This is a genomic window from Pseudomonas sp. NFACC37-1, from assembly GCF_900101575.1.
Lineage (GTDB): Bacteria > Pseudomonadota > Gammaproteobacteria > Pseudomonadales > Pseudomonadaceae > Aquipseudomonas > Aquipseudomonas fluorescens_AA.
The window spans coordinates 201,904-217,038 of record NZ_FMUZ01000006.1; the positions used below are offsets into that span (position 1 = coordinate 201,904).

Sequence of the window (15,135 nt, forward strand, 5' to 3'; positions counted from 1 at the left end):
TAATGATCGGTTAAATCGAACGATCCCGCGCGTCCCAGTACTGCCGGGCTTTATCGAACGCTTCTTCGCGAGCCAGGCCCAGGCCGCGCAAGGCCAGTGCCATGGTGGCGATCAGCGCCAATTGCGGGTAGCTGTCCTCGACGTCACCGCGCCAGATCGCCTTCAAATGCTCGGGGTCGAGGCTCTCCGGTTTGACATGGCGCTGCTCGGCCAGGCGCGGCCATTCTTCGTCCCAACTGGCGCCGCCGGTGGTGCCGTACAGGTGGCTGTCGGCGTCCGGGTTGATCTCGATTTCGCCGCCGTCGCCCTTGATCACGATGGCGGTATCACCGAGCAAGCCGCTGGCATCGCGATGCACGGCCTGGTAGCCCGGATGGAAGATGCTTTGCAAGCCGCAACGGGCGCCCAGTGGATTGAGAATCCGGGCCAGGGAATGGATCGGCGAGCGCAGGCCCAGGGTGTTGCGCAAGTCGATCATCCGCTGCATTTGCGGCGCCCAGTCCACCAGCGGCATGAAGGCCAGGCCGCCGTTGTCCAGCGCGCTGCCGACCTGTTGCCAGTCCCGGCACAGCGGGATCTGCAGCAAGCCCAGCAATTGTTCGGTGTAGAGGCGACCGGCCGTGTGAGCGCCGCCGCCGTGCATGAAAATTCGCACGCCGTTCTGGCCCAGGCACTTGGCCGCCAGCAGGTACCACGGCAAATGGCGCTTCTTGCCGGCGTAGGTCGGCCAGTCGAGATCCACCGTCAACGCCGGGACCACCAGGCGTTCACGCAGGGCTTCGGTGAAGCCGGCCATTTCCTCGGCGCTTTCTTCCTTGTGCCGCAGCAGCATCAGGAAGGCGCCCAGCTGGGTGTCCTCGACCTGTTCATCGAGCACCATGCCCATGGCTTCGCGGGCTTCTTCGCGGGTCAGGTTGCGGGCGCCGCGCTTGCCTTTGCCAAGGATGCGCACGAACTGGGCGAACGGGTGTTCGGCCGGGGTCTCAAGGGTCAGTGCTGGAAAATCGGTCATAAGCAATTCGTCGGTTTGGGCAGGCCCGCCAGCTTGGCGGCGAGTTTGGCGGGAGTGCCTTTGAACAATCGGTTCAGGTGCAGGCTGTTGCCTTTGTCCGCCCCCAGTTTCAGTGCCGTGTACTTGATCAGCGGCCGGGTTGCGGGGGAGAGCTGGAATTCGTCGTAGAAACCCCGTAGCAGTTCAAGGATTTCCCAGTGTTCGGGACTTAACTCGATGTCCTCGGCGCTGGCCAGGGCCGTGGCGACTTCGGCCGACCAGTCGTCCAGGTCAGCCAGGTAGCCGTCCTTGTCCAGCGCGATGGCGCGGTCGCCCACGTTCAGCGTGTTCATAGCCAGGTGTTGACCTTGTCGTGCTCGATCGATAGCTCGACGAAACCTGAGTAGTTGATGGCTTCGGCCCAGTCTGGTGTGTCCAGGGCGCGGGCCTGGAGGTCTTCGGCGAGCACGAACAGCTTCACGCCGGCGGCCTGCAGCACTGCAAACGGTGGGCTGGCCGGTTGCAACGCGTACGTCGCGTCGCCGCACAGCAGCAGCGCATCCTGATTGCCCAGCACCCGCAGGCAACTGGCGAGGCGGTTATCGCCGAAGGGCGAATGAGACAACACATGCAAAGTCGACATCAGAGGGTGATCACCTGGTCGTAACGGTCGATGAGCGCGGCGATGTCCGGCGCGCTCAGTACTTTCACCTCGCCCAGGGCCAGGGCAGCGCTGGCAACGCCACGTTCGGCGGCACTGTCAGCGCAGAGGAACAGGTCTTCGACGCCGAACATCGGCAACGCCTGCAGGTTGGCGCTCAGGTCCTTTTGCTGGAGCGCCTTGGCGTTTTGGCCGGCGGTGAGCTGGAACACGCCGTCATCGAGAAACAGCAAGCCGATGGGCAGGTCGAACGCACCGCCGGCCAGGACGATGTCCAGGGCTTCACGGGCGCCGGGGCCGGACCAAGGGGCCTGGCGGCTGATCAGCAATAAAGACTTGGCCATTCACGCGCCTCCAAAACAGATCAAGCGGTCGGCGTCCTGGATCGCATCGTGCAACTGGCCCAGCCCGGACAAGGCCCAGGGCGCTTCGACGCTGGCCGCCGCACGCTGGTAGCGCAGGGCTTCTTCCTCGTTCAACACGCCACGACGCAACGCCGCCGCGATGCAGACCACGCCGTCGAGCCGGTTGTCGCTGACGAATGCGCGCCACTGCTGGGGCAGGTCCTGTTCGTCCTGGGGCGTGACGACACTGGCGCAGGCGTTATAGACGCCGTCCTGATAGAAAAACAGCCGCACGATCTCATGCCCACCTGCCAGCGCCGCCTGGGCAAACAGCAAGGCACGGCGCGAGGAGGGCGCATGGGCGGCGGAAAACAGCGCGATGGCGAACTTCATGACAGACCCGATCAGCAAAACTGCGGCCATGATAAAGCTTTATGGGCGGTGGGGCGATTGCCAGGAGATTCAACACAAGGGCATGCTTTGAATACTTTGTGGCGAGGGGATTTATCTTGTGGCGAGGGGATTTATCCCCGTTGGGTCGCGTAGCGGCCCCTCTTTCAGCCGCCGTGGCCTGTCTGATACACCGCGTTGACGGGTCAAGGGGCTGCTTTGCAGCCCAACGGGGATAAATCCCCTCGCCACAGGTGGTCTGCCATGTCCCCGGTCCAAACAGTGCTATTCAATCCATACGAGCTACTGCTTGAGTCCATGCAACTGGCAATACTCCGCCCACTCCATCCCCGCCATCTCCGCCACTTCCCTGTGCACTTCCAGGCGCTGGGCCTGGTACTCCTCGGGCGAGGCGGCGGTCAGTTGCAAAGTCAGTTCCCAGGCAAACAGGCCCAGGCGCTCGGCCTCGGCTTCGAACGCTTCGTGCAAGCGCTCGGCGCGGTACTGCGCAGCGGTCTCGCCCTTGACCTGGGCCAGCAGCGGGTTGAGATGGTCCATTTCGTGGCGCAGTTCGGGGCGCTCATCGAGAAACTTTGCCAAGGCCCGTTCGTGTTGCTGTTCGGTTGCCGCCATGGTCACTCCTTGGGGGATGCAGACTGCTTCTTGCTGGCCTTGGCCGCAGCCGCCAGGCATTCGAGGGCGAATTGTTCGGTGTAGGTCATCTGGATCGGCGTGGTTTCGCCCTTGACGGTGCGTTCGCCGTCGAGGATGTAGCGAATCCGCTTGTCGGTGACGCCGATTCGCTTGGCGATCCACGAAGGTGTCTGGCCGATCTGGCTGATCAGTTTGTCGGCATATTCCGGGGTGGGCTTGTAGAACTCGGCGTTGGGGGTCATGGGGGTTCCGCGTGGCTGGTGGCGATGGCGCGACAGATTGCGTGAATCGGTGCTCGCTGTCGCGGGTAAATTTCAGTAAAGCAGCACGATGGCTCGGGCCGCAGTGCTACAGTCCGTTTTTTTTCGATGAGTGAACGCAATGCGAATGTTGACGGTGGCCCTGGCCGCCACTTTGCTGGTCGGCTGCGCGGGTTCGGCGATGAACGAGGCTCGGACCCAGGCCCCTTACAAGACCCTGACCTCGGACAAGCCGGAACAGGTCGTGGCCCAGTGCGTGCAGTTTTCCTGGCAGGACGAAGCGGTATTCGGTGTCGATGCCGGCGCCTACCTGCAACCGGGCAAGAAAGGTGGCTCTACGGTCTACACCCGCTCCGCCGAATCGTTTGTCGATTTGCACGCCGGCGCGACGGGCACCGAGTTGAGTTATTACGCCAAGCATGACGACTTCGTGGCCAAGCGCCGGTTGGCGGCGTTGGCGACTTGCTTGTAAGCAGCTCGCACTAATGCCCCGGATCCTATGTGGGGGCGGGCTTGCTCGCGAAAGCGTCGGGTCAATCGACATCGATGTTGAATGTTAAGCCGTCTTCGCGAGCAAGCCCGCTCCCACAGGGGGTTGTGCTTCAGGTGTCCAGGCGCTTCTGGAAGAAGAAGCGCTGGTGGCCCGGCGGGTAGTCGTCGATCAGGCCGCACTCGGTGAAACCGTGTCTGCGGTAGAACGCCGGGGCCTGGAAGTCGAAGGTGTCCAGCCAGATGCCCACGCAGTTTTTCTCTCGGGCCAGTGCTTCGGCCATCTGCATCAGGGTCGAGCCGGTGCCCTGGCCCCGGGCCTGTTCCGGCACCACCAGCAGCTCGATATACAGCCAGCGAAAAAACACTCGGCCGTAGAGCCCGCCGACAATTTCGCCTTTCTCGTCCCGCACCAGCCAAGCCACCAGTTCAGGTGCACTTCCACCGGTCTTGGCGGTGTTGAAGGCGCGTAGCGGGGCGAGGATGGCTTGGCGTTCTTCGTCGGTGGGCGTGTCTGTGCGTTCGATTCGTAGCGTCATCGGCGATGTCCCTATTCAGTCAAGATCAAGCCCAGGAGCCTATCCCAAAGGCTGCCATGACGTCACCCGGTCGGCGGGGAAGGCGCATTACGCAAACCAAGCCATACTGCCTAATGCTTTTGAAGCGATCCCTATCCCCAAAAAACAAGAAGAGACCGACTCATGAAGTTCGAATCCTTGGCCCGGACCCTCATCGCGACGTCACTGACCCTCGGTTGTTTATCGGCGTACGCCGCTTCCCAGGCGCCGGTGGCGGCCGAGAACGGCATGGTGGTCACCGCCCAGCACCTGGCGACCCATGTGGGTGTCGATGTGCTCAAGAACGGCGGCAATGCCGTGGATGCGGCGGTGGCGGTGGGCTATGCCCTGGCGGTGGTGTACCCGGCGGCGGGCAACCTGGGCGGGGGTGGTTTCATGACCCTGCAATTGGCCGACGGTCGCAAGACGTTCCTGGATTTCCGCGAAAAGGCCCCCCTGGCCGCCACCGCCAACATGTACCTGGACAAGGACGGCAACGTCGTGCCCGAACTCAGCACCCGCGGCCACCTGGCGGTAGGCGTGCCCGGCACCGTCTCCGGCATGGAGCTGGCGTTGAGCAAGTACGGCAGCAAACCGCGGGCGGAATTGATCGCCCCGGCCATCAAGTTCGCCGAGGAAGGCTTCGCCCTGGAGCAGGGTGATGTCGATCTGCTGGAAACCGCCACCGATGTGTTCAAGAAGGACATGCGCGACTCCGGTGCGATCTTCCTGCACAACGGCGAGCCCATGCAGGTCGGCCAGAAGCTGGTGCAAAAGGATCTCGCCAAGACCCTGCGGGAAATCTCTGCCAAGGGCGCCGACGGTTTCTACAAGGGCTGGGTCGCCGATGCCCTGGTCACCTCCAGCCAGGCCAACAAAGGCATCATTACCCAGGCCGACCTGGACAAGTACAAGACCCGCGAGCTCGCCCCGGTGGAGTGCGACTACCGTGGCTACCACATCATCTCGGCGCCGCCGCCCAGTTCCGGCGGGGTGGTGCTGTGCCAGATCATGAACATTCTCGACGGCTATCCGATGAAGGAGCTGGGGTTCCATTCGGCCCAGGGCATGCACTATCAGATCGAAGCCATGCGCCACGCCTACGTGGACCGCAACAGCTACCTGGGTGACCCGGATTTCGTGAAGAACCCCATCGACCATCTGCTGGACAAGAACTACGCCGCCAAGCTGCGGGCCGCGATCGAGCCGCAAAAAGCCGGCGACTCGCAGAAAATCAAGCCCGGCGTGGCGCCCCATGAGGGCAGCAACACCACCCATTACTCCATCGTCGACAAGTGGGGCAACGCCGTTTCGGTTACCTACACCTTGAACGACTGGTTCGGCGCGGGCGTCATGGCGAGCAAGACCGGGGTGATCCTCAACGATGAAATGGACGATTTCACCGCCAAGGTCGGCGTGCCCAACATGTATGGCCTGGTGCAGGGCGAGGCCAACGCCATCGCGCCGGGCAAGGCACCGCTGTCATCCATGAGCCCGACCATCGTCACCAAGGACGGCAAGACGGTCATGGTGGTGGGCACCCCGGGCGGCAGCCGGATCATCACCGCAACGTTACTGACCATCCTCAACGTGATCGACTACGGCATGAACCTCCAGGAGGCGGTCGATGCGCCGCGTTTCCATCAGCAATGGATGCCGGAGGAAACCAACCTGGAGACGTTCGCGGCCAGCCCCGATACCCAGAAACTGCTGGAGAGCTGGGGGCACAAGTTTGCCGGCCCGCAGGACCCCAACCACATCGCCGCGATCCTGGTCGGCGCGCCGTCATTGGGTGGCAAGCCAGTGGGCAAGAACCGCTTCTATGGCGCCAACGACCCCCGTCGCAACACCGGGTTGTCGCTGGGTTATTGATGAGTTGCACGGCTGCGACACGGTTTGAAGAGGGAAGGTCATGAACAGCGCATTGCTGATTATCGATGTCCAGAACGCACTGTGCAGCGGCGAAGAGGAATGCTTCGACAGCCAGCGCATCATCCGGACCATCAGCGACCTCGGTGCCAGGGCCAGGGCTGCCGGCCGGACGGTGATCCTGATCCAGCATGAAGAGTTGGAAGGGGCGCTGACCCATGGCGCCGCCGGCTGGCAACTGGCCGTCGGCCTGTCGACCGCGGCGGATGACCTGCGGGTGCGCAAGACCACCGCCGATGCTTTCTACCAGACCGACCTGCAACCGTTGTTGCAGGCCCGAGGCATCGACCGCCTGGTGATCTGCGGGCTGCAAACCGACTATTGCATCAATGCCACCGTGCGCCAGGCCCATGCCCTGGGGTACGACGTGATCCTGGCGGCCGATGCCCATTCCACCGTGGACAACGGCAGCATGGCGGCCGAGCAGATCATCGCCAACCACAACAACCGGCTGGGGCGACTGAGCAGTGCGGTATCGCGGATTGATGTAACGCCGGCTGCTGAAATCCGCTTGTAGCCGATACTCACTGTTTGGGCTGGAGCAGCAGACCTATGGCTCAGCCTCGAGGATGGTTTTTCACGGCGCGCCAAGCACCATCGTCCAGTACACCCGCGCATCGCTGCGCGAGTCGCTGGCCGACGCTGCGCCCATCTGGGTGAACATCGGGTTCATCAGGTTGGCGCAGTGTCCGGGGCTGGCGAGCCAATCGTGCAGGGCCTGGCTCGGTGAGCGTTGGCCGGCGGCGATGTTCTCACCCAATTTACGTCCGCGAAAGCCGGCGCTCCTGGCGCGATCGGAGGTGGAGCGACCGTCCGGGTCGCGATGGGCGAAATAGTTGTCCTGGGCCATCGACCGGCTGTGGCCTTGGGCGGCCGTTCCCAACGCGGCGTTCCAGCTCAGCGGTCGAGCCGCCGCGAAGCGCTGGCGCCCGCACATCCTTGGCTTGGCCCTGGCGGCGTTGACCTGGGCCAGCAGTGTCTTGTCCGCCGAACCCACATCGCTCATCCGCGTGCCACCCATGGGCTGCGCCAACACCAGGCGCCACTCGTCACCGACCCGATTGACGCCGATATCGGCGTACTGGTTATCCAGTAGCGCCGCGCAATGCTCGTCCGCCAACATCTCGAAGGCCTCTTCGGCATCCCGTGCATCGGTCAGGCGGATGCTGCGCACGACCCGGGCTTGATAGCCGGCGTCCTGCAAGGTTTCCCGCAGGCCACCGCGAAAGCCGATCGGCAAGCCCAGGTTCGAACGCAGCACCAGCGGCTGCGTGGCGCGCACCGTGCGCCATTCACAACGGCGGGTCTGGCTGCGGAAGTCGTTGATGGCGTCCACCAGTTGCCTTTCGCCGCGCGCATGGGCGGGGCTGGTGAATAAGGGAAACAAGGCAAGCAGGCACAGCGAAACGAAACGGCAAGAGCGAACAAGGTGGCGCATGGGGCGAACGGCTCAAGAGAGGGAGTTGCTTTAGCGCCAAGCTTGGCGCCGATCAGCTGGAAAACCCGTGGTCGCAGGTTGGCGAGGTTTTCACGGCTGGGGTAGGACTGTGGGTTTGGAAACTAGTTTCAGGGGATGGGGACTTATCTGTGTGCTCGCCCAATACCCTGTAGGAGCTGCCGAAGCTGCGATCTTTTGATCTTGACCTGTTGAGCGTTCGCTCGTGTCTCAATTGTCTGGGAAAAGATCGCAGCCTCGCTTCGCTCGACAGCTCCTATGGTCAAGCGGGGAAAAATCCCATCGCCACAGTGGATTCAGTCAGTTCAATTCGCCGTTCCAGCCACAGGCACCTTGACCCGTTCAACCTTGCGATAGGTCAGCAGCACGATGCCGGTTACCACAATCGCGCCGCCCATCACTTGGCCCGGGTTGAGCATCTGGTCCAGCACCAGCCAGCCGATCAGCAGTGTCGCCAGCGGTTCGATGTTCATCACCGGAGCGTTGCGTGGCATGTCCAGGCGGGGCACGGAAATGAACAGCACGATGAACCCGGTGCCATAGAGCACCACCAGGGTCGCCAGGGCCAACCAGCCGGTGCTGCTGGCCGGCAGGTCGAAACCGCCGGGCAGGGCACCGGTCAGGCCGGCGAGGTTGACGCTGCTGAACACGATGAAAATCGTCAACAGGCTACGTACCGAACCGCGCACCTGGGACAACTTGTGGTCGGTGATCCACAGCGCGCAAGCGAACACGCAGGCGGCGCAGAAGGCCAGGCCCACCCCGAGCAACCATTGCGGGCCGACGTCCTGTGAGGAGGATAAGCGTGCCGGCACTTCCAGCACGAACACCAGCCCCACCAGGATCATGCCCATCAATGCGGCGGTGCGCGCCGTCGGGCGGGGGCCGCCCAATGCCCAGGTCAGCAAGGCCAGCAGGATCGGAAACACGTTGCCCACCAACAGGGCCAACGCCACCGGCACGCGCGCCACGGCGGAGTACAGGCACAGGCTCTGGGCGGCGATCAACAACCCCAGGGTCAACTGCCAACGCCACGCCCCGGGCGGCAGGCGCAGACGCTGGCGTTGCCAGAGCACCATCGTCGCCAGTACCAGCAGCGTCCCGCCCGAGCGCAGCAGGATCGCCAGCAGCACCCCGGCACCGTCGTCGAAGGCGGCCCGGGCGGCGACATGGTTGCCGGCGAAGGCACAGCCCATGCACAGCAGGACGAGCACCGCGAGATGGCGGGGTAGTGGCGTGGGGGTATCAGGTGTGACAGTGGAGCGGGTCATGGCAGGTGTCTCGAAGGCGGCCGCCAAGGCAAAAGGCCTCGGACCGGCTATTTTTAGTTATTAGTTGTCGTACAACTAAAAACTTTGTACCCCATAGGGTGGTAACAGACAAGCTCCCTCGTCACCTCGTATGTCTCGCACATTGTCCGGCGCTTTGCTGTACAACAATCTTGCCGCTGTGTCGTTTACAGCCTTGCCCTTTTTACGGAACAACTCATGCGCCTGGCTGATTTCATTCTCGACAATATCGAGCCGATTCTTCAGGCGTGGGAAGACTTCGCCAAAACCATCACCCCCGCGTCCATTGGCATGGATTCCATTGCCTTGCGCGACCATGCCGAACAGATGCTGCGCACCATCGCCGCCGACCTGCGCACTTCGCAAACGCGCAAGGAGGCGATTGCCAAGTCCCACGGGGAGGCGCTGGCGACGGATACCGAAACCGCCGCCGAAACCCATGCGGTCATCCGCCAGTCCTCGGGTTTTACCGTGGAGCAAATGGTCTCCGAATACCGGGCCCTGCGCACCAGCGTGCTCATGCTCTGGATGCCGCATACGCAGCTGGATCACAAGCAGGTCATGGACGATCTGATTCGCTTCAACGAGGCCGTGGACCAGGCCTTGGCCGAGTCTGTCGTCAGCTACTCCGGGGCGGTGGATGCGTCGCGCAACATCTTTCTCGGGATTCTCGGACACGACCTGCGCAGCCCCTTGGGTGCGATCCTGCTGAGTTCCGAAGTGCTGCTCCGGGCGGGGGACCTGCCCGCCAAAGCCACCAAGATCACTTCGCGCATCTACACCAGCGTAAAGCGCGCCAACAAAATCGTTGGCGATCTGCTGGATTTCACCCGAACCCAACTCGGCTCGGGTATTCCGGTGCGACGCTTCAACGGTGACCTGGTACTGGCCTGCGAAGGCATGGTGGAGGAGGCGCGGGCCTATCATCCGGAAAGCAAAATCATCTTTGAAACGACCGGTGCCCTGGAGGGGCTGTTCGATCAGGCTCGCATGGAGCAGGTCTTCGCCAACCTGATTGGCAATGCCGTCCAGCATGGCACCGAAGGCACGCCGATTACCGTTTCGGTGAGCGCTGAAAAGGATATGGCAGTGATCGCGATCAACAACCAGGGCAAGCCTATCGAGAAAGATGCCATTGCCAGAATCTTCAACCCGATGGTTCGAAACCTGCGTGAAACGCAGTACGGTTCCACGGCCGGGCTCGGACTGGGCTTGCACATCGCTTCAGCGATCGTATCGGCCCATAAGGGCACCATCGACGTGCATTCTAAGGCGCGAGTCGGCACCACCTTTACTGTGCGTATACCGCTGCATCCGGACTGATCGATTGTGCGGATGGGCCTTTTCGTATTCTTGTACGATGTCTTATCACAGGGTAAAACTGTCGTCCCGTCCAATAATAATTAACGGAGACGCACGATGGATGTTTCGCAATCTGCAACCGCCGCCGATCAGGGCCGCCGGGTGTTCCTGAAAAAATCCCTGGTGGTCTCGGCCGCCGCCGCCACCCTTGGCAACTTGCCCGGGCTTGCCCAGGCCGAGCCCTTGAGCCAGCGTTACCCAGACCCGCTGATCAATATCCTTGACCCCAGCTTCATGGACTTGCGCATCTTCAACGCCAGCGTGGAGAAGCTCGCCACCGGCCTGCGTTGGGCAGAGGGGCCAGTGTGGGTCGGTGACGGGCGTTATCTGCTGGTCAGTGACATTCCCAACAACCGCATCGTGCGCTGGGATGAAATCACCGGCGGGCTGTCGGTGTACCGAGAAAATGCCAATTTCTCCAACGGCATGTGCCGCGATCGGCAGGGGCGGCTGCTGGTGTGCGAAGGCTCCACCACCTCCAGCGAAGGCCGGCGCATCACCCGCACCGAGCACAACGGCACCCTCACCGTGCTGGCGGACAGTTTCGAGGGCAAGCCTTTCAACTCGCCCAACGACATCGTCTGTAAAAGGGACGGTTCGGTCTGGTTCACCGACCCGCCGTTCCAGACCGGCAACAACTACGAGGGGCATAAAGTCACGCCCGTCCAGCCCCATGCGGTGTATCGCATCGACGGTGAAACCGGCAAGGTCAGTCGGGTGATCGACGACCTGGCGGGGCCGAACGGGTTGTGTTTTTCCCCGGACGAAAAAATCCTCTATGTGGTCGAAGGCCGGGCCAAGCCCAACCGCTTGATCTGGGCCATCGCCGTCAAAGACGACGGCACCCTGGGCGAGCGGCGCAAGCACATCGAAGGCTTGGATTACGCGGCGATCGACGGGATCAAGTGCGATGAAAGCGGCAATCTCTGGTGCGGCTGGGGCGGCAACGGCGACCCTAAGGCCGACCTGGAAAAGCTCGACGGCGTGCGGGTATTCAACCCCGAAGGCAAGACCATCGGGCACATCTCCCTGCCGGAGCGCTGCCCCAACGTCTGCTTCGGCGGCCGGGAAGGCAATCGGCTGTTCATGGCCGGCAGCCACTCGTTGTACTCGCTGTTCGTGAATACACGGGGGGCGACGTTTGCCTGATGCAACAACTGATCTTCAGCCTGTTGACCATTGTGGCGAGGGGATTTATCCCCGCTGGGCTGAAGCAGCCCTGAGCTCAGTCAACCTCATGAGCCTGATACACCGAGATGCCAGGCTTTAGGGCCGCTTCGCGGCCAGCGGGGATAAATCCCCTCGCCACAGGTTCCTTGTCATGCCAAAGGAGCCGTACTGCCCCGCACCGTCAACTCAAACGGCAACACCACATGCCGTTCGGCAATCGGCTTTTTCTCGATCAGGGCAATCAGCATCTCCACCGCTTTTTGCCCAAAGATCTCGGCGGGCTGCGAAATGGTCGTCAGGGGCGGGTCGCAGTAGGCGGCGAACGGGATGTCGTCAAAGCCCACCAGGGAAATATCCTCGGGCACTCGCAGGCCCATTCGCTTGATGCGCCTGAGGGCGCCGATGGCCATTTCGTCGTTTTCACAGAACAGCGCACTGGGGCGATCGGCCAACGCCAGCATCGCCCCAGCACCGTCGTCACCGGCCTTCAAGGTGAAGTCGCCATGGCAGATCAGGCTGGGGTCGACGGCGATGCCGGCCCGGTGCAGGGCATCCTGGTAGCCGGCCACGCGGTCCAGGGTCAGGGGGCTGCTGCGCGGTCCCTTGATGATGCCGATGCGGCGATGGCCGAGGCCGATCAGGTGTTCGGTCATGGCCTGGGCGGCGGCTCGGTTGTCCAGGCTGATAGTCGGGTAGGGGGCACCTTTGACCACTTCGCAGGCGTTGACCAGCGGCAGGCTGTCGGCACCAGCGGGCATCGATTCGAAAGGATCGCTGGCACGCAACTGGATCACCCCGTCGGCCTGGTGGGCGTAGACCAGGGCGGCGAATTCCCGCTCGATCTGCGCCCGACCCTGGGTGTCGCACAACAGCAATCGATAACCCGCCGCCTGCGCCGCCTGTTGCGCGCCACTGATGACCCGGGCGAAAAACGTGTTGGCGATGGCCGGCACCAGGATCACCAGGTTGCCGGTCCGGCGGGAGCGAAATTGCACCGCCATCAGGTTGGGCCGATAGCCGGCCTGTTCCACTGCCGCGTTGACCTTGTCCCGTGTTTCGGGGAGTACCCGCTCGGGCGATTTCAGGGTTCTGGACACCGTGGCCACCGAAACACCCGCCAGCCGGGCCACCTCACGAATGTTGGACAAAATCACCTCGGGGAACAGGGGTACGGTGGGGGAGCTTACCGCAGGTTGAGCGCCTCACAAATATTCAACGGTGAACCCGTTGGGTTTGACACGCGGGGAAACTGAGCCTAGATTTCCGCCATGATGTAACCGGTTACATCGTCATCCTGACAGGAAGAGAATCGCGATGAATCCTGTAGCACCGAAAATAAGAATGGGCTTCGTCGGCGGTGGAGAGGGCGCTTTCATCGGCCAGGCTCACCGTCAGGCCGCGGGCCTGGACGGCGGTTTCGAACTGGTGTGCGGCGCGTTCAGCCGCAACCCGCACAACACTCGGCAGACGGGTACGGCCCTGGGCCTGGCCGCGTCCCGTTGTTATCACGACTGGCAGCAAATGCTCGACACCGAAGCGCTGCTGCCGCTTGACCAGCGCATGGAATTGCTGGTCATCGTCACCCCCAATCATCTTCATGCACCCATCGCCAGCGAGGCCTTGAAAGCCGGTTTCCATGTGTTCAGCGAGAAGCCCGCCGCACTGGACCTCAAGCAATTGCTGGCCCTGCGCGAGGTGCTGCAGGGCAGCCGTTGCCTCTATGGCCTGGCCCACACCTACCTGGGCTATCCCATGGTGTGGCAGGCCCGGGACATGGTGCGCTCGGGCGTGATCGGCCAGGTGCGCAAAGTGCTGGTCGAGTACCCCCAAGGCTGGCTTAGCCAGGATGTCGCCGCCCAGGGCAATAAGCAGGCCGAATGGCGCGACGACCCCGGCCAGTCCGGCCTGGGCGGTTGCATCGGCGACATTGGTACCCATGCGTTTTCCCTGGCCGAGTTCGTCGCGGACCAACCGATCCAGCAGCTATGCGCTGCGTTGGGCACCCACGTCCCGGGGCGGCAACTGGATGACGATGCGGCGATGCTGTTCAAGATGGCGGGCGGCGCCAGCGGTGTGTTGATCGCCAGCCAGGTCTGCACCGGCGAAGAGAACCCGCTGAAGCTTCGCGTCTACGGCGACAAGGGCGCCTTGGAATGGCGCCAGGAAGAACCGGCAAGCCTGATCCATCGCGCCTTCGACCAGCCTTTGCGCACCCTGCGTAGCGGTCTCGGCCAGCCGTGGCTGTGCGCGGCGGCCACGCGGCGCATGCGTCTGCCGGCCGGGCATCCCGAGGGCTACCTGGAAGCCATGGCCAACCTCTACGGTGATTTCGCCCACGCCATTCGCAGCCATGTCGAAGGCCCCGACGCCCCGGGCGTACCGGGCATCGAGATCGGCTTGCGTGGCATGGCGTTCATCGAGGCCGCCATCCTCAATCACCGTGGCGACGCGAAATGGACCACCGTGCAAACCGGAGCATCCCTGTTGTGAATACCCTCGACAAGACACCCAGCGGCCTGCGCGGCCCAGGTATTTTCCTGGCGCAGTTCATGTCCGCCGAAGCCCCGTTCGACACCCTGGCCAACATCGCCCAGTGGGCCGCTTCACAAGGCTACAAGGCCATTCAACTGCCGACATCGGGCACGCAATACATTGACCTGGCCCGGGCCGCCGAGAGCCAGGCCTATTGCGATGAGCTCAAGGCCACCTGTGCCCAGGCCGGTGTCGAGATCAGCGAGTTATCGACGCACCTGCAAGGCCAGTTGGTGGCGGTGCACCCGGCGTTCGACGCGCTGTTCGATGACTTCGCCCCGGCCCATTTGCGTGGCCAGCCCCAGGCGCGGACCGAGTGGGCGATCGAGCAACTCAAGCTGGCCGCCCGCGCCAGCCAGCGGCTGGGTCTCAAGGCCCATGCGACGTTTTCCGGCGCGCTGCTGTGGCCGTATCTCTACCCCTGGCCGCAGCGGCCGGCGGGCCTGGTGGAGCAGGGTTTCGCCGAACTGGCCCGGCGCTGGTTGCCGATTCTCGATTGTTTCGACGCGGCGGGGGTGGACCTGTGCTACGAGATCCACCCCGGCGAAGACCTCCATGATGGCGCCTCGTTCGAACGTTTCCTGGAGGCGGTCGATCATCACCCACGGGCGGCGGTTCTCTACGACCCCAGTCATCTGCTGCTGCAACAGATGGACTACTTGGGCTTCATCGACCGATATCACGCACGTATCCGCATGTTCCACGTCAAGGACGCCGAGTTCCGCCCCGATGCCCGTTCGGGGGTGTACGGCGGCTACCAGGGCTGGGTCGATCGTCCCGGGCGGTTCCGTTCGCTGGGGGATGGCCAGATCGATTTCAAATCGATCTTCAGCAAGCTGACCCAATACGATTTCAGCGGGTGGGCGGTCCTGGAGTGGGAATGTTGCTTGAAGGATTCACAACAGGGCGCCGCAGAAGGGGCGGCGTTCATCCAGCGGCACATGATCAGCAAGACCCGTAAGGCGTTCGACGATTTCGCCAGCGTCACGGCGGATGAGGATTCCAACCGGCGGTTGTTGGGCTTGCCCCCAATGCCGATGAGATAACCCTG

Annotated in this window: 18 protein-coding genes; 7 read left to right on the forward strand and 11 right to left on the reverse strand. The window is 63.0% G+C overall.

Annotated features, from left to right (window positions below; genetic code table 11):
* Positions 1-10: 10 nt before the first annotated feature.
* The 7 genes from BLP82_RS10155 to BLP82_RS10185 all read right to left on the reverse strand — a co-directional run bounded on the left by BLP82_RS10155 (position 11) and on the right by BLP82_RS10185 (position 3,282).
* Positions 11-1,012: a glycosyl transferase family protein gene (locus BLP82_RS10155; protein ID WP_092167154.1), complete on the reverse strand. Its 1,002-nt coding sequence runs from the start codon at positions 1,010-1,012 to the stop codon at positions 11-13.
* Positions 1,009-1,344 carry a TusE/DsrC/DsvC family sulfur relay protein gene (locus BLP82_RS10160; protein WP_060741569.1) on the reverse strand — a complete coding sequence of 112 codons (336 nt, stop codon included), beginning with the start codon at positions 1,342-1,344 and terminating at the stop codon, positions 1,009-1,011. Before BLP82_RS10160 ends, BLP82_RS10155 begins: the two co-directional genes overlap by 4 nt.
* A complete protein-coding gene (tusB, locus tag BLP82_RS10165) occupies positions 1,341-1,634 on the reverse strand; it encodes a sulfurtransferase complex subunit TusB (RefSeq protein ID WP_092167156.1) in 294 nt (97 codons plus the stop codon). The genes BLP82_RS10160 and tusB overlap by 4 nt, the downstream gene beginning before the upstream one ends.
* Positions 1,634-1,996, reverse strand: coding sequence for a sulfurtransferase complex subunit TusC (gene tusC / locus BLP82_RS10170; RefSeq protein ID WP_092167159.1), 363 nt, complete (start codon positions 1,994-1,996; stop codon positions 1,634-1,636). The genes tusB and tusC overlap by 1 nt, the downstream gene beginning before the upstream one ends.
* Positions 1,997-2,389, reverse strand: a complete 393-nt coding sequence (gene tusD, locus BLP82_RS10175; RefSeq protein ID WP_092167161.1) for a sulfurtransferase complex subunit TusD — start codon at positions 2,387-2,389, stop codon at positions 1,997-1,999.
* A gap of 300 nt (positions 2,390-2,689) precedes the next feature.
* Positions 2,690-3,019, reverse strand: a complete 330-nt coding sequence (locus BLP82_RS10180; RefSeq protein ID WP_092167163.1) for a DUF6388 family protein — start codon at positions 3,017-3,019, stop codon at positions 2,690-2,692.
* A 2-nt stretch (positions 3,020-3,021) separates the two neighbouring features.
* Positions 3,022-3,282 (reverse strand): hypothetical protein, encoded by a 261-nt coding sequence (locus BLP82_RS10185; RefSeq protein ID WP_072406776.1) that lies wholly within the window; start codon positions 3,280-3,282, stop codon positions 3,022-3,024.
* A gap of 139 nt (positions 3,283-3,421) precedes the next feature.
* Between BLP82_RS10185 and BLP82_RS10190 the strand changes: the two genes are divergently transcribed.
* Positions 3,422-3,772, forward strand: coding sequence for a hypothetical protein (locus tag BLP82_RS10190; protein ID WP_060741574.1), 351 nt, complete (start codon positions 3,422-3,424; stop codon positions 3,770-3,772).
* A gap of 130 nt (positions 3,773-3,902) precedes the next feature.
* Here the strand turns inward: BLP82_RS10190 and BLP82_RS10195 are convergent, their stop codons facing one another.
* Positions 3,903-4,328, reverse strand: coding sequence for a GNAT family N-acetyltransferase (locus BLP82_RS10195; RefSeq protein ID WP_092167165.1), 426 nt, complete (start codon positions 4,326-4,328; stop codon positions 3,903-3,905).
* A gap of 162 nt (positions 4,329-4,490) precedes the next feature.
* Between BLP82_RS10195 and ggt the strand changes: the two genes are divergently transcribed.
* Together ggt and BLP82_RS10205 are read left to right on the forward strand one after the other, a co-directional pair.
* Positions 4,491-6,218: a gamma-glutamyltransferase gene (gene ggt / locus BLP82_RS10200; RefSeq protein ID WP_092167167.1), complete on the forward strand. Its 1,728-nt coding sequence runs from the start codon at positions 4,491-4,493 to the stop codon at positions 6,216-6,218.
* A 40-nt stretch (positions 6,219-6,258) separates the two neighbouring features.
* The gene (locus tag BLP82_RS10205) at positions 6,259-6,792 is read left to right on the forward strand and encodes a cysteine hydrolase family protein (RefSeq protein ID WP_092167169.1); all 534 of its coding nucleotides are present in this window, start codon (positions 6,259-6,261) and stop codon (positions 6,790-6,792) included.
* A 60-nt stretch (positions 6,793-6,852) separates the two neighbouring features.
* Here the strand turns inward: BLP82_RS10205 and BLP82_RS10210 are convergent, their stop codons facing one another.
* Both BLP82_RS10210 and BLP82_RS10215 read right to left on the reverse strand, forming a co-directional pair.
* Positions 6,853-7,713, reverse strand: a complete 861-nt coding sequence (locus BLP82_RS10210; RefSeq protein WP_092167172.1) for a CAP domain-containing protein — start codon at positions 7,711-7,713, stop codon at positions 6,853-6,855.
* 323 nt (positions 7,714-8,036) lie between these two features.
* Entirely contained in the window at positions 8,037-9,002 is a 966-nt protein-coding gene (locus tag BLP82_RS10215; RefSeq protein WP_092167174.1) for an EamA family transporter, read from the reverse strand.
* Positions 9,003-9,218: 216 nt separating this feature from the next.
* Here BLP82_RS10215 and BLP82_RS10220 point away from each other — a divergent pair, with 216 nt between their 5' ends.
* Both BLP82_RS10220 and BLP82_RS10225 read left to right on the forward strand, forming a co-directional pair.
* Positions 9,219-10,343: a sensor histidine kinase gene (locus BLP82_RS10220; RefSeq protein WP_092167177.1), complete on the forward strand. Its 1,125-nt coding sequence runs from the start codon at positions 9,219-9,221 to the stop codon at positions 10,341-10,343.
* A 96-nt stretch (positions 10,344-10,439) separates the two neighbouring features.
* Complete coding sequence (locus tag BLP82_RS10225; RefSeq protein WP_092167179.1) at positions 10,440-11,531, forward strand: SMP-30/gluconolactonase/LRE family protein; 1,092 nt, start codon at positions 10,440-10,442, stop codon at positions 11,529-11,531.
* Positions 11,532-11,701: 170 nt separating this feature from the next.
* Here BLP82_RS10225 and BLP82_RS10230 read toward each other — a convergent pair whose 3' ends face one another.
* Positions 11,702-12,700: a LacI family DNA-binding transcriptional regulator gene (locus BLP82_RS10230; protein ID WP_092167182.1), complete on the reverse strand. Its 999-nt coding sequence runs from the start codon at positions 12,698-12,700 to the stop codon at positions 11,702-11,704.
* Positions 12,701-12,866: 166 nt separating this feature from the next.
* On the opposite strand from BLP82_RS10230, the gene BLP82_RS10235 reads away from it, so the two are divergent.
* Together BLP82_RS10235 and BLP82_RS10240 are read left to right on the forward strand one after the other, a co-directional pair.
* A complete protein-coding gene (locus tag BLP82_RS10235) occupies positions 12,867-14,042 on the forward strand; it encodes a Gfo/Idh/MocA family protein (protein WP_092167184.1) in 1,176 nt (391 codons plus the stop codon).
* Positions 14,006-15,130, forward strand: coding sequence for a sugar phosphate isomerase/epimerase family protein (locus tag BLP82_RS10240; RefSeq protein ID WP_092167186.1), 1,125 nt, complete (start codon positions 14,006-14,008; stop codon positions 15,128-15,130). The genes BLP82_RS10235 and BLP82_RS10240 overlap by 37 nt, the downstream gene beginning before the upstream one ends.
* Positions 15,131-15,135: the final 5 nt, after the last annotated feature.